This is a genomic window from Vibrio sp. Vb2960 (genome assembly GCF_033337665.1).
GTDB lineage: Bacteria > Pseudomonadota > Gammaproteobacteria > Enterobacterales > Vibrionaceae > Vibrio > Vibrio alginolyticus.
In genome coordinates, this window is the sequence record NZ_JAWORD010000009.1 from 141,432 (window position 1) to 165,521 (window position 24,090).

The window sequence follows — 24,090 nt, forward strand, 5'->3', positions numbered from 1 at the left end:
GCTTTATTTTTAAGAGAAGAAGTGGCACCTTAAGTGCCACTTCTTTTTTTGTTTTTAAATTAGTCAGTTGCAGGTTAAAACCAGACACTTTTCACGCTTTTGTGGAACTGTCAGCGGTAAATGGAGTCTGCGCTTATAATTGTAAAAACACTCGAGCAAGGAAAAACAAATGAAGAAACTGCTCTTAATTCTAGCAATACCGATTGTGGTCATTTTGGTCGCAATTTTAACGTTAACCATCTTCGTCAATCCGAATCAGTTTAAACCCCTTATTGTTGAGCAAGCGCAAAAGCAAACGGGATTAGAGTTGGTGATTGAAGGGGATATCAGTTGGCAATTTTTCCCATCGATTGGCTTTGAGTTGGGACATACAGAATTGCGAAACCCACAAGGCTTTAGTAAACCCAATTTATTCAAAGTTGATACCGTTGGTGTAGACATCTCTGTTATGCCACTTTTTAGTCAGCAGCTTGAAATTGGAAACGTCACGCTTGATGGTGCTGAGTTCTACATTGAAACCAAGAAAGATGGCAGCAAGAATATTGATGCATTGACGAAAGCCCAAACACAACAAGCAGAACAAGAGAGCAATGCTGCGCCTACGCAAAATGGTGAAACGCAAACTTCTGGTTCTGATTGGAGTATTAATCTTGCTGGCGTTACGGTTTCTAACGGTTCATTAGAAATGCAGGATAAGCAAGCCGGTAGTTACACCAAACTTTATGATATTTCATTAAACCTTTCCGAATTCGCTTTTGACAACTGGACAACGGCTGATTTTGGCGTGAAGGGCGAAATGAACGACCAAAAGTTCACCGCGAAAGGTCAGGCAGACTTTAAGCTAGAAAAAGGTTTGGCAAACTACGCGCTAAAGAACATCAACTTTGATGCGACATACTCTGACCCTGCCAATAAAATTGAATCGGCAACGATCGGTTTAGACACGTTTGAATTCGATAAAGTAAATAACCTGACTTATGCCATTAAGGGTGACGCTGGTGGTATGAAGTTAGATATGCAGGGTGCTGGTCAACTTAGCGTGGACAAGGCTATCAGCAAAGTACAGTTGGATAAGTTAACTCTTAAATCGACTTTTGAGGGTGATGCCTTACCTCAGTCCCAGATGAAAGTCGACATGGTGTCTGATCTGTCTTTCGACCTAACGAAAAACCATCTGAGTTTTGTTCTAGAGAAGTTAACAGCGAATGCTATCGCCCTAGATGGTAAGGCAGATGTGACACTCGGTGATATTCCTAAAGTACGCTTTGCTCTCCATAGCCCCAATATCGATCTTGATGAGTTCTTAGGGTTAGATAAGCAAGCTGCCGAAGGTAATAAGCCTGCTTCTGGTGGCGAGAGTGCTCCTGCCGGACCTGAGGTTGAGCCTGATTTGTCTGCGTTGAAAGCGTTAGATGTAAAGGGTGACATTACCATCGACAAATTCAAAGCGGCAAATGCGAAGATGGAAGCGGTAAAAACGAGCTTCACTGTAAATCGTGGCGTGTTTGAGCTTACATCATTTAGTTCGAAGTTGTACCAAGGCTCAATCTCAGCGACAGCGAAGTTAGATGCACGCCAATCACCAGCGACTTACAGCGTTAAAAAGTCAATCAAAGGCGTGAAAGTTCAACCGCTACTTATAGACGTTGCTGAAAACGACAAACTTGAAGGGACAGGTAACATTGATGTGAATGTTACAGGTAAGAGTCTCACGCCTACCGGTATCAAGAAGAATCTATCTGGTACGGTTGTTATCAATTTTGCTGACGGTGCGGTGAATGGCATCAACGTTGCTCAGTTGATTCGTGAAAACTATGCGAAATTTAAAGGGCAAAAAGTTGAAGGCACCAATGAAGCTAAGAAAACAGACTTCAGTGCGATGACGGCGACATTGAAACTCAACAAAGGTGTAGTATCAACGGATAATATGCAAGCTCAGTCTCCATTGTTACGTGTTCGTGGTAAAGGTACCGCAAACTACATCAATGAAACAGTCGACTTTACTATCAGCACGTCAGTTGTAGGCAGCCTAGAAGGCCAGGGCGGTAAAGATATAGATGAGCTGAAAGACATCACGATTCCAATCAATGTGTCTGGTAAGTGGGCAGATCCTAAATTCAAGCTCGTATTCGATGATGTTCTGAAGCAGAAAGCTCAAAAAGAAATCGATCGTGGCGTGGAGAAGCTAACGGACAAAATCAAAGACGAGAAAACCAAAGATGCGGTCGATGGTTTATTGAAGAATCTTTTCAACTAACCGTGCGTGAAAATCAAAAGGGTTGGCATTTTGCCAACCCTTTTTAAATTACTCTGCGAGTGTTACCAATCGACGCCTTTGAGGGCCTTTACGCCAGATTCAAATGCGTGCTTTACATTTTTCACTTCAGAAACGGTATCGGCCATTTCAATCAGGGTTCGATGTGCGCCACGCCCAGTAATAATAACCGACTGCATTTTAGGTCTGTTGCTCAGTGCTTCGACCACTTCGTCTAAGTCGATGTAGCCGTAGCTCACCATATAAGTTAGCTCGTCAAACAAGATGACATCGATAGAGTCGTCTTGCAGCATGCGCTTACATTCTTGCCATACGCCTTGCGCTGCTTCGGTATCAGCGGCTTTGTTTTGAGTTTCCCACGTAAAGCCGGTTGCCATTACTTGGAATTCAACGCCGAGTTTCTCAAGTAGGTTGCGCTCACCGTTGTCCCAAGTACCTTTAATAAACTGCGCGACAGCACAATTCAAACCATGACCCACTGCGCGTGCGATCGTACCGAATCCTGATGTCGATTTACCTTTACCATTTCCGGTAATGATCAGTAGCAGACCTTTTTCCTCTTGAGCAGCAGCGATTTTTGCGTCTACCTGTTCTTTGACTTTTTGTTGGCGAGCTTTATGGCGTGCTTCTTTATTTTCTTCGATAGACATAATACTTCCTCAATTCCTTTTCGTGCTGTGCCCAAGCTAATTTGGGTTCATTGATTTATCTCGCTATGATAGACCAACATATCGTGAAGAAAAACCACCGATAATTCAGGGAATAAAATGAAGAAAATACTTGTTGTTTGTATGGGAAACATTTGTCGGTCACCAACTGGAGAGGCAGTGTTAAGAGTGAAAGCTCAAAAGCTAGGCGTTGAAGTAGAGGTTGAGTCGGCAGGTACAATTGGCTACCACGCAGGAAACCGACCGGATTCAAGAGCGATGGCAGCAGGAAAGCAGCGAGGCTATTCTTTTAAAGGAATGCAAGCGCGCCAAGTCACCATTGATGACTTTGAAAAGTTTGACCTTATATTAGCCGCAGATAAAGCAAATTTGGCCGATTTATTGGATATTTGTCCGTTGAAGTATCGACACAAAGTATCGTTATTTTTAAGTCATTCTGAGTCAGTTTACGACGAAGTCCCGGACCCATATTATGGTGGGGAAGATGGCTTTGAACTGGTGCTTGATTTAATCGAAGAGGCATCAGACGCAATTTTGAAGAAGCTATAATCGCCGTGCTTGAAGACAATAGAAAAAGGGATGAGCTCAGCTCATCCCTTTTTATTCGTGTTAACCCGCTAGTATGTCGGTTGCGACTTTGTAGCTTGGGTCTTCCTTCACGTTAATTTCAACCAAGCTGCCAGCTTTGTCCAAAAGTTTACGACAATCTGGGCTTAGGTGACGAAGGTGTAGCGTTTTACCTTGAGCATTGTAACGCTCAGCCAGTGTTTCAATGGCTTCAATTGCAGAGTGATCTGTCACGCGAGAGTCTGCAAAATCGACAATCACATCTTTTGGATCTTCAGGCGCGTTAAACAACTCCAGGAAGTTAGCCGCAGAGCCAAAGAAAATAGGGCCGTGAATCTTGTACTCTTTTGAACCTTCCTCGTTTAAGCACGTGTCGGCATAGATGTGCTTAGCGTGTTGCCATGCAAACATTAATGCAGAAACGATAACACCAACCGCTACGGCAACAGCAAGGTCAGTAAGAACAGTAACAACGGTCACAAGAACAATAACGAAGAAGTCTTGCTTCGGTACGCGGCGTGCTAGCTTAAATGTTGCCCATTCGAATGTACCAATGACAACCATGAACATCACACCAACCAGAGCAGCGAGTGGGATCATTTCAATTAGCGAAGAAGCGAATAAGATAAACATCAATAGAGCGATAGCCGCAACGATACCAGATAGACGGCCGCGACCACCTGAGTTTACGTTGATCATCGACTGACCAATCATCGCACAACCACCCATTGCGCCAAACACAGAACACGTCATGTTTGCCATACCTTGACCGATACATTCGCGGTTAGATTGACCACGAGTATTCGTCATCTCATCTAAAACTGTCAGTGTTAGTAGAGATTCAATTAGACCAATGGCCGCGAGAATGATCGCGTATGGAAGAATGATTTGTAGTGTCTCTAGTGTAAATGGTACCGCAGGAATAGAGAAGGTTGGTAGTGAACCTGCGAGTGTTGCAGCTTCATCACCAGACATTGTACGCAGGAAGTCAACAACAGTGCGAGTTTCCAGATCCAAGCCAACCACTAAAGCCGTCACCGTTACGATCGCAACAAGTGAAGAGGGTACAGCTGTTGTGATTTTTGGTAGAAAGTGAATGATTGCCATAGTCAGCGCAACCAAACCAAGCATTAGCAGCATCTGGTCTTGTGGTAGCCAAGTAAGCATGCCGTTGATGTCTGGCGCTTTAAACTGACCCAACTGAGCTAGGAAGATAACAATAGCCAGACCGTTCACAAAACCGATCATCACAGGGTGAGGTACGATACGGATGAACTTACCCAATTTAAACATACCAGCGGCAATTTGAAGAATACCAGCGAGCATGATGGCTGCGAATAGGTACTGGACACCGTGAGTCGCGACAAGCGAAACCATTACGACTGCCATGGCACCTGTTGCACCAGAGATCATGCCAGGACGACCACCGAAAATGGAAGTAATAAGACCAACGATGAATGCAGCGTAAAGACCGACCATCGGATCTACGCCTGCGACGAACGCAAATGCGACAGCTTCAGGAACCAATGCTAGCGCAACGGTTAAGCCTGATAGCACATCATTTTTTACGGAGTGCTTAGAAAATTGGGGAAATTCGAACATGTTTGTTTTTAAGTTCTCTTTGCAATGAGTTAAACCCGACACATATTCGTATTTGCACAAGCCACTGGAAGGTTGATTTTTAATCAAACATTGCAGTGTAAACCGTAGTATTAAAAGAGCAGCATCAGAATGGTGTCGAAAACTTGAGTCGGCGCATGCTACCGAAAAGTGTGATTAAGTTCAAGAATGATACGAATAATGGCGTACAAATGTGATCACGAATCGGTATTTATATGAACAATTTATTGGGCAAATATGAAGATAAAAAAGGCTACCAGATGGTAGCCTTTAATTTATTTATGCCGTTAAGCAGTTGAACGTAATGATTTAGCCTAGTTAAAGTTAGGCTTTGTCATCTCTGCCGATGCACGGTTTTTAGCCACTTGGCTACCAGCACCTTTAGCTTGGTAACGTTCGGTTTTGAACGGTGCTGCTGCAACCGTGATTTCGCGTAGCTCTTGAGGGCCAGGTGCTTTCGTCATCGGTGCGCTAGCGTTTAGCTTAGCCGCAACTTTAATGGCTTCGACTTTAGGCTCTGGTTTATCTACTGGCGCTTCGGCTGCAATCTCTTTTGCTGCTTCAACGATAGGCTCTTCAGCAGGTGCCGTTTCTACAATGACATCAACCGGTTCAGCATGTTCAGTTACAGGAGTTTCAACGATAGGCTCTACCGATGCTGTTTCTACTACTGCCGATTCAGCTTTTTCTGCGATTACTGTTTCAACAACAGGTGCTTCTACTACTGGAGCTTCCACTTTCGCTTCAACGGTTTCTTGAACCTTGTGTTCAACAACTGGCGCATCTGTTACGACAGGTTGCTCGCGACGAATAATCACTTTACCCATTGCCATTTCTGGACACGCAAAGCCACCTTGGATTGTAGGTACTGCTGCTACAGCTTCTTCCTTAACTCGCTCTTCCTTCTTAGGTGCTGGTTTCGGAATGTAACGTGGCATTACTTTACCCATAGCCATTTCAGGAGAAGCGACACCTCCCTTACGTAGGCGGAACGGGTTAGGGCGGCGATCACGGCCACGGCGACGACGCTGGCCGCTTGCACGCAGGTGACGTGGCGAACGACGATTACGACGTTGCTTAGACTCTGCTTGCTTGTTGTCTTGCTGTGCCTCTACCGCTGCTTCTGTTGGCTTTTCAACTTTAGCTTCAACCGTTTCTTGAGTCTTAACCGCTGTTTCTTCGGCTTTCTTCTCAATCGCTTCTTGGTCCTTAACGCGTACAGACTTGTTCAATTTGCGACGTTGGCGGCGCTCTTTCACTTTTTCTGCTTTCGCATTTTGCTGCTTCGGTTTGCTCTCTTCTGGTTTTGTTTCAGTACGAGCTTCCGCTGCTAGCTGCAGACCTTTTTCCGCTACTTTTGCGTTTGCTTTCTGCTCTTGGGCTTTATCTGCCTGTTGAGCTTTAGGTTTACGCTTTTGGTTACGGTTTTGCGGTTTATTTGTTTGTTGTTGAGCTTCGTTTTGCTCATTAGCCTGCTCATCACGAGGCTTACGACGACGTCGGTTATCGCGATTGTCGCGGTTATCACGATTATCGCGCTGGTTGTTATTGCGACGACGATCGTTGCGATCACGTTTGTTACGTCGATTATCGCGATTTGGTTTTTTCTCTTCCTGAGGTTTCTGTTCTTCTTTTGTTTCTTCAGAACCACCGAATAGGAAGCTACCAAGTGCTTTAAACAGACGGCTGAACAATCCAGGTTTCTCTTCTTGTTCAACGTTTTGTTCTTTCTTCTTCGCCTCAGGAGCTGGTTTAGCTGCTGGTGCAGGTGCGGTTTGAGACGGAGCCGCAAAGCCTTTAAGAACTGGCTCTTCAATTCGTTTTGGTTTTACGTCAACTTCCGCTGGCTCTTTACCTTCCGCTTCTTTCATTGCTTCCAGTTTTTTAGGAAGTAGGTAAGAAATCAGATCGAACTCTTCGCCTTCACGAACACGGATAACTTCAAAGTGCGGTGTTTCCATATCAGAGTTAGGAACAACCGTAATTTTCACTTCTTGAATGCGTTCGATATGGTTTACTGAACGACGTTTTTCGTTCAATAAGTAAGAGGCGATTGGCACAGGTACGACTGCAAGTACTTGTGCTGTGTTGTCTTTTAGCGCTTCCTCTTCAATTAAACGAAGTACAGAAAGTGCTAGAGATTCGTTGTCGCGAACGACACCAGTTCCGCTACAGCGAGGACAGATGTGATGGCTTGCTTCTGCAAGAGAAGGGCTCAAGCGCTGGCGTGACATCTCCAACAAACCAAAGCGAGAAATACGACCGATTTGTACACGAGCGCGGTCAAGGCGAACGGCTTCACGTAGACGGTTTTCTACTTCTCGTTGGTGACGAACTGGGGTCATATCGATAAAGTCGATAACCACTAAGCCACCTAAGTCACGTAGACGCAATTGGCGAGCAATTTCGTCGGCTGCTTCTAGGTTCGTGTTTAGAGCTGTTTCTTCAATATCGCCGCCCTTGGTTGCACGAGCAGAGTTGATATCGATAGACGTTAGTGCTTCAGTCGGGTCAATAACAATAGAACCACCAGATGGCAGACGCACTTCACGTTGGAAAGCCGATTCAATTTGGCTTTCGATTTGGTAGTGGCTGAATAGTGGAACTTCGCCTTCATATTTCTTAACGCGGTTAAGGAAATCAGGGCGCACCAATTGAATGTGCTCTTTTGCACGTTCGTAGATGGTGTTGCTATCAATTAAGATTTCGCCAATATCACGACGCAAATAGTCACGGATTGCACGAACGATAACGTTACTTTCTTGGTGGATTAAGAATGGAGCAGGGTTAGAGTCCGCTGCACCTTTGATTGCACCCCAGTGGTTAAGTAGTACATTCAAATCCCACTCAAGCTCTTCAGCACTCTTGCCAACGCCAGCAGTACGTACGATTAGGCCCATGCCCTGAGGCAGTTCCAAAGTACTTAATGCGGCTTTTAGTTGAGTACGCTCGTCACCTTCGATTCGACGAGAAATACCGCCAGCACGAGGGTTGTTAGGCATCAGAACAAGGTAACTACCAGCAAGAGAAATGAAAGTAGTAAGAGCTGCGCCCTTGCTTCCACGTTCTTCTTTTTCCACTTGAACGATAACTTCTTGGCCTTCCGTTAGCACTTCTTTGATGCTTGGACGACCTTGGTAGGTGTAACCTTCAGGGAAATATTCGCGGGCAATTTCTTTGAGAGGGAGGAAACCGTGACGCTCGGCGCCGTAATCAACAAATGCGGCTTCTAAGCTTGGTTCGATACGTGTGATACGTCCTTTGTAGATATTCGCTTTTTTAGATTCATGACCTGGACTCTCGATATCAAGATCGAAAAGTCGCTGGCCATCAACCAGAGCGACACGCAACTCTTCTTTTTGAGTTGCGTTAATTAACATTCTTTTCATTGAAAATTCTCGTTGTCTTTTCTTTTATATCTTTCTTGTCGACTTGCCACTGTTTTTTCGCTCTTTCACGGTGCCTGATCCCATGGCTTGTATTTTGCAGCCTCCCGGCTGGAAGGGGATGCTCTCGGGCACTTCAGTCATCACAAGCCTCTTGTGGTTTCTGTTGGAAACGTAGACTTGTGACCCGCTATTTGGGCGGTAGGTACTCAACGTGAATATGCGAGGAGTAGGGTGGCAAGAGTGTTGAATTCGATGTGTCTCACGCCAATGCTGCACTCGACCTTCAACGATCTACTCACATTGCTTGAGGATAAATGATTGGTAATGAATAAAATGTAACCAAACCTTCCTTAGCAGCTGTGAACTATAGCAGTGCGCGTGGCTATCAGCAATCTGCTTTCACGCAAACGATAGAAAATTTGCCGCTAAACTCAAAATTTCTATTTTATAACTGGCTGTTTCATAAGCAATTGAGATGTGCAAACTGTTCAAGACAGAAAACAAATTGAGAACTTGATTGAGAGTTTTAATAATTTAAACAAAAGCTTGGCGAAATTTAGACCAGTATGTGCCACCGAGTGTTTCTTTTACGACAAGAATAATGTGAAGTCGCACGAAATTGAGTTTACAATACCGCCCATGAACGAAATAAGAACAAAAGTCCAGTTCGTCGACATCGACGAAGATATGGCGGGTCAGCGCATTGATAATTTTTTGCGCAACCAATTAAAAGACATTCCTAAAAGCATGATTTATCGAATTGTGCGTAAGGGCGAAGTGCGCGTAAATAAAAAGCGTATAAAAGCAGAGTACAAGTTAAAAGCAGGCGATCTCGTTCGTATTCCACCGGTGACCGTCGAGAAAAAAGATGACGATGTCGCACCAAGTACGAAACTTAACAAAGTCGCTGAGTTGGAAAATATGATTATCTTCGAAGATGATCATATGTTGATTCTAAACAAACCATCTGGCACCGCTGTGCATGGTGGCAGTGGTTTAAAGTTTGGTGCGATTGAAGCGCTTAGGGCTCTGCGACCTCAAGCTCGCTTTCTTGAACTTGTGCATCGTATTGACCGTGATACTTCAGGGATTTTGCTGGTTGCTAAGAAGCGTTCTGCACTTCGTCACTTGCAAGCCCAGTTTCGTGAAAAGACAGTAAAGAAGTTTTACTTAGCTCTTGTCATGGGGCAATGGAAAAGCAGTTGTAAGGTTGTGAACGCGCCACTGCTCAAAAACGAAGTGAACAGTATTGTTCGTGTTAACCCTAATGGTAAGCAGTCAGAAACGCGTTTTAAGATTTTGGAAAAGTTCGAACAAGCTACATTGATTCAGGCGAGTCCGATTACTGGTCGAACTCACCAAATCCGAGTTCATACGCAATACACTGGTCACCCAATCGCTTGGGATGATCGCTACGGTGATCGTCGCTTTGATGCTTATACAGGTCAAGTTGGTTTAGATCGTTTGTTCCTACACGCGGCAAACATTAAGTTCCAACACCCATCAAATGATGAGTGGATGGAAATCAACGCACCGATGGAACCGAAACTAGAAAAAGTGTTGGCGGGTTTAAGAAACGCGTAACCATGTTTTCCTCGCGGATGCAAAAGGGAGCCACAGGCTCCCTTTTATCGTATTTGGGTTAAAGGACATCGAGTCCTTGAACATGCAACATATCAATCAAATCAATCAATGGTAGTCCGACAAGTGTGTTCGGGTCTTTACCAACTAATTTCGTAAACAAACAAATTCCCATGCCTTCGGCTTTAAAGCTGCCTGCGCAGTAAAAAGGTTCTTCCCTGTCGACGTAGCGTTCGATTTGTTCAAGCGTTAAATCTCTAAAGTGCACCTCGAAAGAATCAAAGCCGACTTCTGTATGGTTTGTGACGGTGTTATGTACTGCAAGACCAGTATAGAAAGTGATGACTTTTCCACTTTGAGCCAAAAGTTGATTTATCGCGTTATCTCTATTTAAAGGCTTGCCAACGATTTCACCATTAATGACACAAACTTGGTCACTGCCGATAACTAAACTTGCTGTATCCGTCTGGCAAGATATTGCTTTCTCTTGGGCCAGTCTCTGCACAAGTTCAGTTGGCGTTTCTTGGTCAAAAGGTGTTTCATCGCAATCAGGTGATAAACAAACGAATGGTAGTGAGAGCTTTTCAAGCAGTTGTTTACGAAAAGGGGAAGTTGAGGCTAAAACCAGTTGGTAATTTTTCATTTTGAATTACAATTCGTGGGAGCATTTCCAATAGGATAATCGATCAAAAATGATTCTGGCTAATGCTCTGTATGTTAAGCGTAAAAAAGTACAACTTTTTTGCCTTTTTCTTTGACTAATTTTGATTTGGAAGATAATATTCGCGCCCTATGCAAAAGGTAAAAATACCGCGAACGGTTGACCCAGCTAAAGCTGCACAGAAACGATTGGATTACGATGGCATCATCCAAGCTAGTCTTTTCAAGCGCTTAGTGGAAACAACTGAAGGCGTAAAACGCGACGCAGAAGTCTCATTGTCATTTGGGATGGATGAACAGCGACTCGTTGTTATCTCTGGTAAAGCTAACATCGAAGTCGATTTAGAGTGTCAGCGTTGTAATGAGGTATTCGCACATGAGTGCGAAGTTGAATTCCTTTCTACTCCTTACTACGGTGAGAAAACAGAACAGGAAGCACCAGAAATTTATGATTTGGTAGATCTAAATGAATATGGTGAATTAGACCTCATACAACTTGTTGAAGACGAGTTCATCTTAGCATTACCTCAAATTGCGATGCACGATGAAGCGGATTGTAGCGTTGATTCAAATAACATGGTTTTTGGTGAGATTCCTGAAGAAATTGAGGAAGAAAAACCGAATCCATTCGACGTTTTGAAAAGTCTGAAAAAGTAATAGGTGTGGTAGCCGATTCTTCTTCAGGTTTTTAACCCAATAGTATAGGAGTAGGGTCAATGGCCGTACAGAAAAACCGTAAAACTCGTTCTAAGCGCGGTATGCGTCGTTCACACGATGCGCTAACTACAGCAGCTCTATCTGTAGACGCGACTTCTGGTGAAACTCACCTACGCCACAACGTAACTGCTGAAGGTTACTACCGTGGTCAAAAGGTTATCAACAAGTAAGGTTGAACCTTTGCAAAGTATTACCGTTGCACTTGATGCAATGGGCGGGGATTTCGGTCCACGCGTAACAGTGCCTGCCGCCGTGCAGGCACTGTCTCATTTCCCAGAGCTAAAAGTGATTCTTATTGGTGATCAATCTCTGATCACGTCTCAATTATCTCAACTCGGTACCTCGACCAGTTCCCGCTTGACTATTCTTCACAGCGAGAAAGTTATCTCGAACTCAGAAAAACCTTCATTGGCGTTACGTAATAGCCAAAATAGTTCTATGCGTATGGCTATCGATTTGGTTTCTGAGCAGAAAGCGGATGCTTGTGTTAGTGGTGGCAACACCGGTGCATTAATGGCACTATCGCGTTTCATTCTTAAGTTACTTCCTGGCATTGAACGTCCTGCTTTAGTTTCCGCTTTACCGACGATTACCGGAAAGCGCACTTGGATGCTGGATCTGGGGGCGAATGTATCGTGCGATGCTGATAGCTTGTTCCAATTTGCTGTAATGGGCAGTGCATTAGCTGAAGAACACTTGGGTCGTCCTCCTCGCGTTGCTGTACTCAATATTGGCGCAGAAGAGATTAAAGGTAACGATTTAGTCAAACGTTGCGCAGAAATGCTTTCTCAGACCGATGCGATTAACTTTGTCGGTTATATTGAAGGTAATCAAATTTTGCATGATGTTGCGGACGTCATTGTTTGTGATGGATTTGTCGGCAACGTATGCTTAAAAGCCAGTGAGGGAACAGCTCAACTTTTTATCGAAAAAATTAAAACCAGCATAATGGCATCAACGATAAAGGGTTGGATAGCTAGAAAGTTGTTTTCTAGGCTGTTTAATGAACTAAAAACACTGAACCCCGACCAGTATAACGGCGCAAGTTTGCTAGGATTGCGCGGCATTGTCATAAAAAGCCATGGAAGTGCGGATGTATCTGCGATTGTCAATGCACTTGGCGAGGCAGTACACGAGGTCAAACGACAAGTACCAAGCCGTATTAGCGATCGTTTGGAAGCGGTTTTACTCGAGAGGCATTATTAGTCTTCATGTATAGCAAAATTTTAGGTACTGGCAGCTACCTGCCATCTCAGGTGCGTACAAACGCAGATCTAGAGAAAATGGTAGATACAAGTGATGAGTGGATCGTTGCTCGCACGGGTATTAAAGAGCGTCGAATTGCTGCAGAAAACGAAACTGTAGCAGACATGGCATTCTACGCAGCTGAAAACGCTATCGATATGGCGGGTATTGATAAAAACGATATCGACCTGATTATCGTAGCCACAACGAGCAGTAGCCATACTTTCCCTTCATCTGCGTGTCAGGTGCAGGCAAAGCTTGGCATTAAAGGTTGTCCAGCTTTTGACTTAGCCGCTGCTTGTTCTGGTTTTGTGTACGCATTATCTGTTGCAGACCAACATATCAAATCTGGTATGTGCAAAAACGTACTTGTGATTGGTTCAGATGCTTTGTCTAAAACGTGTGATCCGACAGACCGTTCAACCATTATCCTATTTGGTGATGGTGCCGGAGCCGTTGTCGTAGGCGCTAGCCAAGAGCCTGGCATTATCTCTACCCACATATACTCGGATGGTCAATTCGGAGAGCTTCTAAGCCTACCTGTACCTGTGCGGGGGCAAGATGCGGATAAATGGCTTCATATGGCTGGGAACGAAGTATTCAAAGTCGCTGTCACTCAGCTATCGAAACTAGTAAAAGATACGCTTGAAGCCAACAACATGCATAAGTCTGAACTAGACTGGCTAGTGCCGCACCAAGCGAACTACCGCATTATTTCAGCGACAGCGAAGAAACTTTCGATGTCACTAGACCAAGTCGTGATTACACTTGATAAACACGGCAACACATCGGCTGCAACTGTGCCAACAGCACTAGATGAAGCGGTACGTGATGGTCGTATTAAACGCGGTCAAACTCTGCTTCTTGAAGCGTTTGGCGGCGGATTCACTTGGGGCTCGGCCCTTGTGAAGTTCTAAGTTTCACAAGAATTCAAAATTTAAGGTGCACTTGGTGCATCTTATTTCTTTTTACTTTGCTTAAAGGAAAACAACATGAGCAAGTTTGCTATCGTATTTCCAGGTCAAGGTTCTCAAGCTGTAGGTATGCTTGCAGAACTAGGCGAACAATATGACGTAGTAAAACAAACATTTGCAGAAGCATCTGACGCACTAGGTTACGATCTATGGGCGCTTGTTCAAAATGGACCTGCAGAAGATTTAAACGAGACTTTCCGTACTCAACCAGCTTTGCTAGCTTCATCTGTTGCAATCTGGCGTGTATGGCAGGAACTTGGCTTAGAGCAACCAGCCAACCTAGCTGGTCACAGCCTAGGTGAGTACTCAGCACTTGTATGTGCGGGTGTTATTGACTTTAAAGAAGCCATCAAGCTGGTTGAATTACGTGGTCAACTTATGCAAGAAGCAGTACCAGCTGGTACTGGCGCAATGTACGCGATTATCGGTTTGGCTGATGATGCGATTGCAAAAGCGTGTGAAGACGCAGCGCAAGGCGAAGTGGTCTCTCCAGTAAACTTTAACTCGCCTGGCCAAGTCGTTATCGCTGGTAGCAAAGACGCAGTAGAGCGAGCTGGTGCGCTATGTAAAGAAGCTGGTGCGAAGCGTGCGCTTCCTCTTCCTGTTTCAGTACCTTCACACTGTGCACTTATGAAGCCAGCAGCGGAAAAACTTGCTGTAGCTCTTGAGTCTATCGAATTTAACTCACCACAGCTGCCAGTTATCAACAACGTTGATGTGATTGCTGAGACAGATCCTGCAAAAATCAAAGATGCGCTTGTTCGTCAGCTACATAGCCCAGTTCGTTGGACTGAGACAGTTGAACTGATGCACGAACAAGGCGTAGAAAATCTTCTTGAGCTTGGTCCTGGTAAAGTTTTAACAGGTCTAACAAAACGTATCGTGAAAACGCTAACTGCAGCCGCAGTGAATGATATCGCATCGCTAGACGCTGCGAAGTAATCCATCAAGCGATAAATTTGCGATAAGAAAAGGAAACACAACATGATGAATCTAGAAGGTAAGATCGCGCTAGTTACCGGCGCAAGCCGTGGTATTGGCCGCGCGATCGCGGAACTTCTTGTCGAGCGAGGTGCTACGGTTATCGGTACTGCTACTTCTGAAAGTGGTGCGGCTGCTATCAGCGAGTATCTTGGTGATAACGGTAAAGGCTTAGCGCTTAACGTGACTGATGTCGAGTCTATCGAAGCGACATTAAAAACGATCAACGAAGAATTTGGTGTGATCGATATTCTGGTGAATAACGCTGGTATTACTCGTGACAACCTATTGATGCGCATGAAAGATGATGAGTGGAACGACATCATCGATACCAACCTAACGCCAATCTACCGCATGTCTAAAGCGGTTTTACGCGGTATGATGAAAAAACGTGCGGGTCGTATCATCAACGTAGGCTCTGTTGTTGGTACCATGGGTAATGCTGGTCAAACTAACTACGCAGCAGCGAAAGCGGGCGTGATTGGTTTTACTAAATCAATGGCTCGTGAAGTTGCGTCTCGTGGTGTAACAGTGAACACTGTTGCTCCTGGTTTCATCGAAACTGACATGACTAAGGCACTAAATGATGACCAACGTGCGGCAACATTGTCGAACGTGCCAGCAGGTCGTTTAGGTGACCCACGTGAAATTGCATCAGCAGTAGTTTTCCTTGCTTCTCCTGAAGCAGCGTACATTACTGGTGAAACTTTGCATGTAAATGGTGGCATGTACATGGTTTAATGCGACAGTTTATGCAAAATAAGCTATTTTACATTGTGAAAAATAGCCTATAGTTGCAGTTAACTGTCATGAACTTGTCATGCTTATGCGCAAGATTTGTGCATGATTTAAGTCAAAAATGTATTGAAATTCGGTTAAATTCGCTAATTTTGTGGTTTGACCAGCAAGGACCCCCTTGCAACTTTCAATAGTTCGAATAAACTACGGAATCATCGCATTAGGCGAAATCTGTAAAGGAAAAGAAAAATGAGCAACATCGAAGAACGCGTAAAGAAAATCATTGTTGAACAGCTAGGTGTAGACGAAGCAGAAGTTAAAAACGAAGCTTCTTTCGTTGACGATCTAGGTGCTGATTCTCTAGACACTGTAGAACTAGTTATGGCTCTAGAAGAGGAATTCGACACTGAGATTCCTGACGAAGAAGCTGAGAAGATCACTACTGTTCAAGCTGCAATCGACTACGTAAACAGCGCTCAGTAATTAGCTCTCCCAGGCGGTCTCCTAGACCGCCTGTGTTCTTTCTAACTTCTTCTATCCTCTCATAGAAATATTCAATTCCCGGAGAATTATATCGTGTCCAAGCGTCGTGTAGTTGTCACTGGCATGGGTATGTTGTCACCGGTAGGCAACACAGTAGAATCATCTTGGAAAGCCCTGCTAGAAGGTCAAAGTGGTATCGTAAATATCGAGCACTTTGATACTACGAACTTCTCAACTCGTTTTGCAGGTCTTGTTAAAGATTTCGATTGCACAGAGTACATGTCTAAAAAAGATGCTCGTAAGATGGACCTTTTCATCCAGTACGGCATTGCAGCGGGTATTCAAGCTCTTGATAACTCTGGCTTACAAATTACCGAAGAAAATGCGGCTCGAGTTGGTGTTGCTATCGGCTCAGGCATTGGAGGTCTTGACCTTATCGAAACTGGCCATACCGCATTAGTAGACAAAGGCCCTCGCAAAGTTAGCCCATTTTTTGTTCCTTCGACCATTGTAAACATGGTTGCAGGTAACCTATCTATCATGCGTGGTCTTCGTGGTCCAAATATCGCGATTTCTACCGCATGTACTACTGGCCTGCATAATATCGGCCATGCAGCACGTATGATTGCCTACGGCGATGCAGATGCGATGGTTGCTGGTGGTGCAGAAAAAGCTTCTACGCCTCTTGGCATGGCTGGCTTCGGTGCAGCTAAAGCGCTATCTACTCGTAATGACGAGCCTCAAAAAGCGTCTCGCCCATGGGATAAAGGCCGTGATGGTTTTGTTCTAGGTGATGGTGCTGGCATGATGGTGCTTGAAGAGTACGAACACGCGAAAGCACGTGGCGCGAAGATTTACGCAGAACTGGTTGGTTTTGGTATGTCTGGTGATGCTTACCACATGACATCTCCAAGCGAAGATGGCTCTGGTGGTGCACTTGCGATGGAAGCGGCGATGCGTGACGCTAACATCACAGGTACTCAAGTAGGTTATGTGAATGCTCACGGTACTTCTACTCCTGCTGGTGATGTTGCAGAAATCAAAGGCGTGAAACGTGCTCTTGGTGAAGAAGGTGCGAAGCAAGTTCTTGTATCTTCAACTAAGTCGATGACGGGTCACCTATTAGGTGCTGCTGGCTCTGTTGAAGCAATTATCACGGTTATGTCTTTGGTTGACCAAATTGTTCCGCCAACCATTAACCTTGATGATCCAGAAGAAGGTCTAGACATCGACCTTGTGCCGCATACAGCGCGCAAAGTTGAAGGTATGGAGTACGCTATCTGTAACTCGTTTGGCTTTGGTGGTACAAACGGTTCTTTGATCTTCAAGAAGTTCGCTGAGTAACACTATCTAACCTAATTTAGATAAGCGAAACTTGTATTCTAACGGCTCGATGCTTAGCATTGAGCCGTTTTGTTTTATTTGTTGTCTGCTAATTTGAAGGTACGTGAATGTTTTGGGTAAATGGAGTTCCGCAAACGCATGTAGAGCTAGGTGATCGCTCATTCCAATACGGTGATGGAGGCTTTACCACCATCCTGACCCAAAATGGAGAGTTGGTTTACTGGCAGGAACATACTGAGCGCATGAGTGCTTGCCTTGACGCTTTGAAGATCTCTTCACCTGACTGGAAAGTTGTGCATGATTGGGCAAGCAAAGCGGTTTTATCTGACGCACGAGCGGGGGTGAAGATTCACGTTAGCCGCGGTATTGGCGGGCGAGGGTATAGCCCTAATGGGATTGAAAGCCCTATCGTGACGATTTCCAATTTTGCGTTTCCTTCTCATTATTCATCTTGGCAAGAACAAGGTGTGGACTTGGGCGTTTGTAATACTCGTCTAGGGATTCAACCTTTACTTGCGGGACATAAGCACAATAACCGTTTAGAGCAGATTCTCGCCAAGGCTGAAATCGACAATACAGAGTTTGCAGATGCAATAACGTTAAATGTGCAAAACCATGTCATTGAAACTACAATGGCCAACCTTTTTTGGGTTAAAGGTAATAAAGTATTTACGCCGGAGCTGACCTTATCAGGCGTTACGGGCGTAATGCGTCGTAAGGTGCTTGAGTTACTTAAAGTAAGTCATATTGAAGTCATCGAGGGGCGTTTTATACTTCCAGATTTGCTGAGTGCTGACGAGGCTTTCATGTGTAACTCAATATTAGGTGTCGCACCTATTCGCAGCATAGTGACATCGAACTCTAAGACTATATTTCCGATAGGAAAATTGACTCAACGACTGCAAGGGAATTTAACTACGTGATTAAAAAACTGTTGGCTTTTGTTGCGCTGATCGCAGTGATAGGCGCAGCAGCTGTTTTTTATATAATTTCACAGGCTAAACAATACGTTGAAAAGCCTATTCTATTGGAACAACCTCAGCTGTTTACTGTAGAAAGTGGTACAAGCTTTCATCATGTCATGCGCGCCTTAGTTGAAGATGAGGTGATTGAAACATCGGAGTACATCCGTTTAATTCCTCACTTGTATCCAGAATTGTTGCAAGTGCGAGCGGGTACTTACCAACTTGAACCTGGTATGTCACTTTCGCAAACATTGGAGCATCTGAATACTGGAAAAGAATACCAGTTTGCGATCACTTTTGTTGAAGGCAGCCGCTTTTCTGAATGGGTAGATCAACTAAAAAGTGCTCCTTATTTAAAGCATGATTTAACCGATCTTTCAGAAAAAGAAATGGCTGCGAAGCTCGGAATTGAGAGAGAAAAGCTAGAAGGGTTGTTTTTAGCAGAAACCTACCATTACACAGCGGGTGCGAGTGAAAGCCAGTTATTAAAACGAGCGCATCGAAAACTCAATAAAATACTGGATGCTAGCTGGGAAGCTCGTCAAGAAAAGCTGCCATTACAGGACAAATATGAAGCCTTGATTCTCGCGTCTATCATCGAGAAAGAGACGGCTATTGATTCTGAGCGTGAGCGCGTCGCTTCTGTGTTTATCAACCGATTGAACAAACGCATGCGGTTACAAACTGATCCGACAGTTATTTATGGTATGGGTGATGCTTACGATGGCAACATTCGTAAGAAAGATTTGCGTACGCCGACACCATATAACACCTATACCATCAATGGTTTGCCACCAACACCGATTGCGATGGCTGGTGAAGCTTCCATTGAAGCGGCTTTGAATCCAGAAAGCAGCAACTATTTATATTTTGTAGCAAGTGGAAAGGGCGGACATGTATTTTCGAAATCCCTTGCTGAGCACAACCGTGCTGTTCGTGCCTATTTAAGAGAACTAAGAAAGAACAAATGATGAAAGCAAACTTTATTGTCGTTGAAGGCCTAGAAGGCGCGGGTAAAAGCACTGCGATTAAAACCGTTTTAGATACGCTAAAAGCGGCCGGTATTGAGGATATCGTAAATACCCGTGAGCCAGGAGGCACACCGCTAGCAGAAAAAATGCGCGCTCTGGTGAAAGAAGAGCACGAAGGCGAAGAACTTAAGGACATGACGGAGTTGCTTCTTCTGTACGCTGCACGTGTTCAGTTGGTTGAGAACGTGATCAAACCAGCTTTGGAAAACGGTCAGTGGGTGGTTGGTGACCGACACGATATGTCGTCGCAAGCTTATCAAGGTGGTGGCCGTCAGATTGACGCATCGTTAATGAAAAATCTCCGGGATACAACGCTTGGTGATTTTAAACCTGCTCTTACTCTCTATATGGACATTGACCCTCGTGTTGGGCTTGAGCGTGCGCGTGGGCGTGGTGAGTTAGATCGTATAGAGAAGATGGATATTAGTTTCTTCGAGCGTACACGTGAGCGTTATTTGGAGATTGCTCATGCCGATCCTTCCATCGTTATCATTAACGCAGAACAGACGATTGAAGGCGTGTCGCGTGATATTCGGGACGCTCTAAACGAGTGGCTAGCTCGTCAATAAGTGAAATGTAAATTTAGGTGACTCATGTTAAATGATTATCCATGGCTACAGCCAATATGGGATAACCTCAAAGTAGGGTTAGAGTCGGACAGAATACCAGGTGCGCTTTTATTACAAAGCGATCAGGGCTTAGGCATCGAAAAACTTATCGAGTTTTTTAGCCAAGCGCTTCTTTGCCAAAATTACGCGAGTGAAGCATGCGGTTTTTGTCATAGCTGCCAGCTAAATCAATCTCAAAACCACCCTGATTTACACTGGATCAAGCCAGAGAAAGAAGGAAAGGCGATAACGGTGGACCAAATTCGCGCTTGTAACCGTCTTGCTCAGGAATCATCTCAGCTTAATGGTTACCGCCTATTTGTAATAGAACCGGCGGACTCTATGAACGAGTCGGCATCGAATGCGCTGTTAAAGACGCTAGAAGAGCCTGGGGCAAAGTGCTTGTTTTTGCTCGTTACCCACAATCAGGAGCGTCTGCTCCCAACGATTCGTAGCCGTTGCCAACACTGGGTTGTTGCGCCTCCGTCAGCGGAACAAGCGATGCAATGGATGCACGAACAAGGGGCGAAGCAAGTTCCTGCTTATGCCTTAAAACTGAATATGGGCTCTCCAATAAAAACATTGGATGCGTTAAATAATGGTGAGCTCGAAGCTTACTTGGCTTTTGAACGCAGTTTTATTAAGGCAATGTCTTCGCCTGTTTCAGACGTTTCTGAGTGTGCTTCTTTAATCGCTAAACACTCAGAGCAATCACTAGACTGGGCATGGTATTTACTGACAGATGCTCAGAAAGCGCAGTTTGGTGTATCAGAAGCTCAAATGCTTCCGGGCGCGACAAAGTTTCAACCGGACAACTATAACGGTTTGTACTCATCAGCGAAGGCGCTGATGAACCTGAAAGCTCAGGTGCAAGCCTTTCCTGGCCTGAACCTTGAGCTACTATCAATGAATTGGTTAATTGAATCACGAGAGGCATTATGTTCGTAGATTCTCATTGTCATTTAGACAAATTGAATTACGACGATCTCCACATCAATGTGGAAGACGTTATTAACAAAGCTAAACAAGCAAACGTAACTGAGCTACTTTCTGTTGGAGTAACGCTGGATTCTTTCCCGAAAATGATGGAAATGATCGAGCCTTATGACAATGTTTATGCTTCGTGCGGTGTGCACCCACTTGATGTTGAAAGCGACTTTTCGATGGACGTATTGCGCCACCATGCGTCGAATGCAAAAGTCGTCGCTATTGGCGAAACGGGTTTAGATTATCATTACAAGCCCGAAACGGCCGCGTTACAGAAAGAGCGCTTTGAGCAACACGTTGATCTTGCAGTGGAGCTCAACAAACCTTTAATTATCCATACCAGAAACGCACGTGCGGATACTCTAGATATTTTGCGTAAGGGTGGGGCAGAGAAATGTGGTGGTGTTATCCATTGTTTTACAGAAGATCTTCCATTTGCTGAAGCTGCACTGGAGCTGGGGTTTTATATTTCTATCTCGGGGATTGTTACTTTCCGTCAAGCTACAGAGTTAAAAGAAGTGGTGAAGACTCTACCTTTAGAGAAGCTTCTTATTGAGACAGATTCTCCTTACTTGGCTCCTGTCCCTCATCGTGGCAAAGAGAATCAACCCGCTTACGTTGTCGAAGTCGCTTCTTATATTGCGCAACTCAAATCGTGCTCTCTTTCTGAAGTGGCACAAAAAACCACCGAAAACTTCCGAAATCTTTTTTTGCGATAAAAAAATAATAAGAGCATAAAAAAGGAGCTTAGGCTCCTTTTTTGTTGATAAAAACAACAGATACGCTCACGAGTTTAATGTTTACTAAAAATGTTGATTTAATAACATTCAAAAATCACAAATGTAATTTTGTTACTAAAAATAACATTGAGGCGTATTTTATTTACGCCTTAAAATTAATTATATAAATAATTAATTCTTTATAAAACAGTAATATAAGTTCAATGCAAACCTTTTCATCGGCTGTTTTTGGGTGTGATCCAAGACTTGTTTTGAAACTAAATTTCGTAACTGTGTGGAAAGTTTGAGGGTCATCAATATATATTTAGAGCCGGAAAATATAATGCAGTTGTGGTTACATTTTCATTGGGTGCTAACCTTTAGGCTACGGGGGTGTGCCGTTAGTGCCCAAATAATACTTATAAATTTATCAGGAGCATAAACATGTTTAAGAACCTTTTTGCTAACCTGCAAAAAGTTGGTAAGGCTCTGATGCTTCCAGTATCAGTTTTACCAGTTGCAGGTATTTTATTAGGTGTGGGTGCTGCCCATCTAAGCTTTATTCCAGAGATCGTTTCTAATCTTATGGAACAAGCTGGTGGTTCAGTATTCGGCCAAATGGCACTTCTATTTGCAGTAGGTGTAGCGCTAGGCTTCACTAACAACGACGGTGTTGCAGGTCTTGCAGCTATCGTTGGTTACGGCATCATGACGGCAACGCTAGGTGTAATGGCGGGCGTTATGGGTGTTGAGAAAATCGATACAGGTGTACTAGGTGGTATCCTTGTCGGTGGTGTGGCTGCTTGGGCATTCAACCGTTTCTTCAAAATCCAACTTCCAGAGTACCTTGGCTTCTTCGCTGGTAAGCGCGCAGTGCCAATCATCACTGGTTTTGCTGCGATCATCCTAGGTGTTATCCTTTCTGTTATCTGGCCACCAATTGGCGGTGCAATTTCTGCATTCTCTGATTGGGCTGCACACCAAAACCCACAGCTAGCATTCGGTATCTACGGTGTTGTTGAGCGTTCTCTAATCCCATTCGGTCTACACCACGTATGGAACGTACCGTTCTTCTTCGAAGCAGGTTCTTGTGTTAACGCTGCCGGTGAAGCTCAAAATGGTGTACTAACTTGTTACCTAGTTGCTGATGAAGCATCTCGTGCTGCTGGTAATGGCTTCGGTCAGCTAGCGGGTGGTTACATGTTCAAGATGTTCGGTCTACCAGCTGCAGCAATCGCAATTGCTCATTGTGCTAAACCAGAAAACCGTGCAAAAGTAATGGGTATCATGGCGTCAGCTGCACTGACTTCATTCCTAACTGGTATTACTGAGCCAATCGAATTCTCATTCTTATTCGTTGCTCCACTACTATACGGTATCCACGCTCTACTAGCTGGTTCTGCATACATCGTTTCGAACACTCTAGGCTTTGTACACGGTACTTCTTTCTCTCACGGTCTGATCGACTTCCTAGTTCTATCTGGTAACGCTCAGAAGATGGTGCTAATGATTGCCGTTGGTCTAGTTTACGCAGTAATTTACTACGTAGTGTTCCGTGGTGTAATCACAGCGCTTGACCTAAAAACACCTGGCCGTGAAGATGAAACGGAAAGTGCAGCTGTAACTTCTGGCTCTGATATGGGCGGTGAACTGGTTGCAGCGTTTGGCGGTAAAGCTAACATTACTGGTCTAGATGCATGTATCACACGTCTACGTGTAGCAGTTGCAGATACAGCAGCTGTTGACCAAGACAAGCTAAAACAACTAGGCGCTGCTGGTGTTGTAGTTGTAGCTGGTGGTGTACAGGCTATCTTCGGTACTAAGTCTGATAACCTAAAAACTGAAATGGATGAGTGGATTCGTAACCACGGTTAATCGCAATCATTCATAGTAATGCATAAAAGGAGGCTTCGGCCTCCTTTTTTAGTTCCTATTTTATTAACTGACAGTTCCTTTTTAGTGTGATCCTAAACTCATCTTTACTTTTGTCAGCTTTTTCATACATCGAGCTTACCCATCGTTGACATATTGATACGCCATTATGTTTGAATAGCGAATAATGTTTTTTTGAATAATTGATAACGTGTATGAAGAACAAATTCATTTTAGTTTTGGGACTAGTTTCTAGTACGGCAATGGCGGCAAGCGAACCAACGGATCTATCAGTTGGTATGGCTGTCGATCAACAATTAAGTGTTGTTGTAGAGTTAGATAACAAATATCGTGGCATTATCGGAAACGATGGTATGGCGTTTGATTACATCGCTAAGCGTGGAACATTCGATCAAAACATGCCTGTGACTTGGTATGTCGGCGTTGGTGGCTGGTATGAATGGGATGACGAGTTTGGTGTGAGAGTACCACTTGGCGTGAACTGGGATTTATCACGCGGCTGGGACCTTTATGGTCAAATACACCCAGAGCTAGATCTTTACAAAGGTGCTGACTTGCAACTTGGCGGCGCCGTTGGCATCAAGTACAGTTTCTAGAATAAAAGAAACATAAAAAAACGCCGGTAAATACCGGCGTTTTTTGTTT

General features: G+C 44.3%; 22 protein-coding genes. 18 read left to right on the forward strand and 4 right to left on the reverse strand.

Going from position 1 to position 24,090, the window contains the following annotated elements; translation table 11 throughout:
- The first annotated feature begins 169 nt into the window (after positions 1-169).
- A complete protein-coding gene (locus tag R7O03_RS10095) occupies positions 170-2,257 on the forward strand; it encodes an AsmA family protein (RefSeq protein WP_308386777.1) in 2,088 nt (695 codons plus the stop codon).
- A gap of 62 nt (positions 2,258-2,319) precedes the next feature.
- Here the strand turns inward: R7O03_RS10095 and cobO are convergent, their stop codons facing one another.
- Entirely contained in the window at positions 2,320-2,925 is a 606-nt protein-coding gene (gene cobO / locus R7O03_RS10100; RefSeq protein WP_005380837.1) for a cob(I)yrinic acid a,c-diamide adenosyltransferase, read from the reverse strand.
- A gap of 117 nt (positions 2,926-3,042) precedes the next feature.
- Between cobO and R7O03_RS10105 the strand changes: the two genes are divergently transcribed.
- On the forward strand, positions 3,043-3,492 hold the full coding sequence (locus R7O03_RS10105) for a low molecular weight protein-tyrosine-phosphatase (RefSeq protein WP_033905751.1): 450 nt from the start codon (positions 3,043-3,045) through the stop codon (positions 3,490-3,492).
- 60 nt (positions 3,493-3,552) lie between these two features.
- Here the strand turns inward: R7O03_RS10105 and R7O03_RS10110 are convergent, their stop codons facing one another.
- The gene (locus R7O03_RS10110; RefSeq protein WP_005380840.1) at positions 3,553-5,112 is read right to left on the reverse strand and encodes a SulP family inorganic anion transporter; all 1,560 of its coding nucleotides are present in this window, start codon (positions 5,110-5,112) and stop codon (positions 3,553-3,555) included.
- A 332-nt stretch (positions 5,113-5,444) separates the two neighbouring features.
- Positions 5,445-8,519 (reverse strand): ribonuclease E, encoded by a 3,075-nt coding sequence (gene rne / locus R7O03_RS10115; RefSeq protein WP_262660021.1) that lies wholly within the window; start codon positions 8,517-8,519, stop codon positions 5,445-5,447.
- A 639-nt stretch (positions 8,520-9,158) separates the two neighbouring features.
- On the opposite strand from rne, the gene rluC reads away from it, so the two are divergent.
- Complete coding sequence (gene rluC, locus R7O03_RS10120; protein ID WP_054576337.1) at positions 9,159-10,103, forward strand: 23S rRNA pseudouridine(955/2504/2580) synthase RluC; 945 nt, start codon at positions 9,159-9,161, stop codon at positions 10,101-10,103.
- A 58-nt stretch (positions 10,104-10,161) separates the two neighbouring features.
- Here the strand turns inward: rluC and R7O03_RS10125 are convergent, their stop codons facing one another.
- Positions 10,162-10,743, reverse strand: coding sequence for a Maf family protein (locus tag R7O03_RS10125; protein ID WP_170893526.1), 582 nt, complete (start codon positions 10,741-10,743; stop codon positions 10,162-10,164).
- Between the two features lie 149 nt (positions 10,744-10,892).
- On the opposite strand from R7O03_RS10125, the gene yceD reads away from it, so the two are divergent.
- The 15 genes from yceD to R7O03_RS10200 all read left to right on the forward strand — a co-directional run bounded on the left by yceD (position 10,893) and on the right by R7O03_RS10200 (position 24,041).
- On the forward strand, positions 10,893-11,417 hold the full coding sequence (yceD, locus tag R7O03_RS10130) for a 23S rRNA accumulation protein YceD (RefSeq protein ID WP_005387307.1): 525 nt from the start codon (positions 10,893-10,895) through the stop codon (positions 11,415-11,417).
- 59 nt (positions 11,418-11,476) lie between these two features.
- Positions 11,477-11,647, forward strand: coding sequence for a 50S ribosomal protein L32 (rpmF, locus tag R7O03_RS10135; RefSeq protein WP_005396978.1), 171 nt, complete (start codon positions 11,477-11,479; stop codon positions 11,645-11,647).
- 10 nt (positions 11,648-11,657) lie between these two features.
- Positions 11,658-12,683 carry a phosphate acyltransferase PlsX gene (gene plsX / locus R7O03_RS10140; protein WP_017633846.1) on the forward strand — a complete coding sequence of 342 codons (1,026 nt, stop codon included), beginning with the start codon at positions 11,658-11,660 and terminating at the stop codon, positions 12,681-12,683.
- Between the two features lie 5 nt (positions 12,684-12,688).
- Complete coding sequence (locus R7O03_RS10145) at positions 12,689-13,639, forward strand: beta-ketoacyl-ACP synthase III (RefSeq protein WP_017821385.1); 951 nt, start codon at positions 12,689-12,691, stop codon at positions 13,637-13,639.
- 75 nt (positions 13,640-13,714) lie between these two features.
- The gene (gene fabD, locus R7O03_RS10150) at positions 13,715-14,638 is read left to right on the forward strand and encodes an ACP S-malonyltransferase (RefSeq protein ID WP_054574794.1); all 924 of its coding nucleotides are present in this window, start codon (positions 13,715-13,717) and stop codon (positions 14,636-14,638) included.
- A 45-nt stretch (positions 14,639-14,683) separates the two neighbouring features.
- On the forward strand, positions 14,684-15,418 hold the full coding sequence (fabG, locus tag R7O03_RS10155; protein WP_031781117.1) for a 3-oxoacyl-ACP reductase FabG: 735 nt from the start codon (positions 14,684-14,686) through the stop codon (positions 15,416-15,418).
- 246 nt (positions 15,419-15,664) lie between these two features.
- A complete protein-coding gene (gene acpP / locus R7O03_RS10160; protein ID WP_004406112.1) occupies positions 15,665-15,898 on the forward strand; it encodes an acyl carrier protein in 234 nt (77 codons plus the stop codon).
- Between the two features lie 93 nt (positions 15,899-15,991).
- Positions 15,992-17,242 carry a beta-ketoacyl-ACP synthase II gene (gene fabF / locus R7O03_RS10165; RefSeq protein ID WP_033905745.1) on the forward strand — a complete coding sequence of 417 codons (1,251 nt, stop codon included), beginning with the start codon at positions 15,992-15,994 and terminating at the stop codon, positions 17,240-17,242.
- A 107-nt stretch (positions 17,243-17,349) separates the two neighbouring features.
- Positions 17,350-18,165 (forward strand): aminodeoxychorismate lyase, encoded by an 816-nt coding sequence (gene pabC, locus R7O03_RS10170; protein ID WP_065274708.1) that lies wholly within the window; start codon positions 17,350-17,352, stop codon positions 18,163-18,165.
- Entirely contained in the window at positions 18,162-19,178 is a 1,017-nt protein-coding gene (mltG, locus tag R7O03_RS10175; protein ID WP_033905743.1) for an endolytic transglycosylase MltG, read from the forward strand. The genes pabC and mltG overlap by 4 nt, the downstream gene beginning before the upstream one ends.
- A complete protein-coding gene (gene tmk, locus R7O03_RS10180; protein ID WP_005387350.1) occupies positions 19,175-19,807 on the forward strand; it encodes a dTMP kinase in 633 nt (210 codons plus the stop codon). The genes mltG and tmk overlap by 4 nt, the downstream gene beginning before the upstream one ends.
- Positions 19,808-19,831: 24 nt before the next feature.
- Positions 19,832-20,794: a DNA polymerase III subunit delta' gene (locus tag R7O03_RS10185; RefSeq protein WP_033905742.1), complete on the forward strand. Its 963-nt coding sequence runs from the start codon at positions 19,832-19,834 to the stop codon at positions 20,792-20,794.
- Positions 20,785-21,552 (forward strand): TatD family hydrolase, encoded by a 768-nt coding sequence (locus tag R7O03_RS10190; protein ID WP_005372957.1) that lies wholly within the window; start codon positions 20,785-20,787, stop codon positions 21,550-21,552. Before R7O03_RS10185 ends, R7O03_RS10190 begins: the two co-directional genes overlap by 10 nt.
- A 444-nt stretch (positions 21,553-21,996) precedes the next feature.
- Positions 21,997-23,427 carry a PTS glucose transporter subunit IIBC gene (ptsG, locus tag R7O03_RS10195; protein ID WP_005372959.1) on the forward strand — a complete coding sequence of 477 codons (1,431 nt, stop codon included), beginning with the start codon at positions 21,997-21,999 and terminating at the stop codon, positions 23,425-23,427.
- 212 nt (positions 23,428-23,639) lie between these two features.
- Complete coding sequence (locus R7O03_RS10200) at positions 23,640-24,041, forward strand: hypothetical protein (RefSeq protein WP_005372960.1); 402 nt, start codon at positions 23,640-23,642, stop codon at positions 24,039-24,041.
- Positions 24,042-24,090 lie beyond the last annotated feature (49 nt).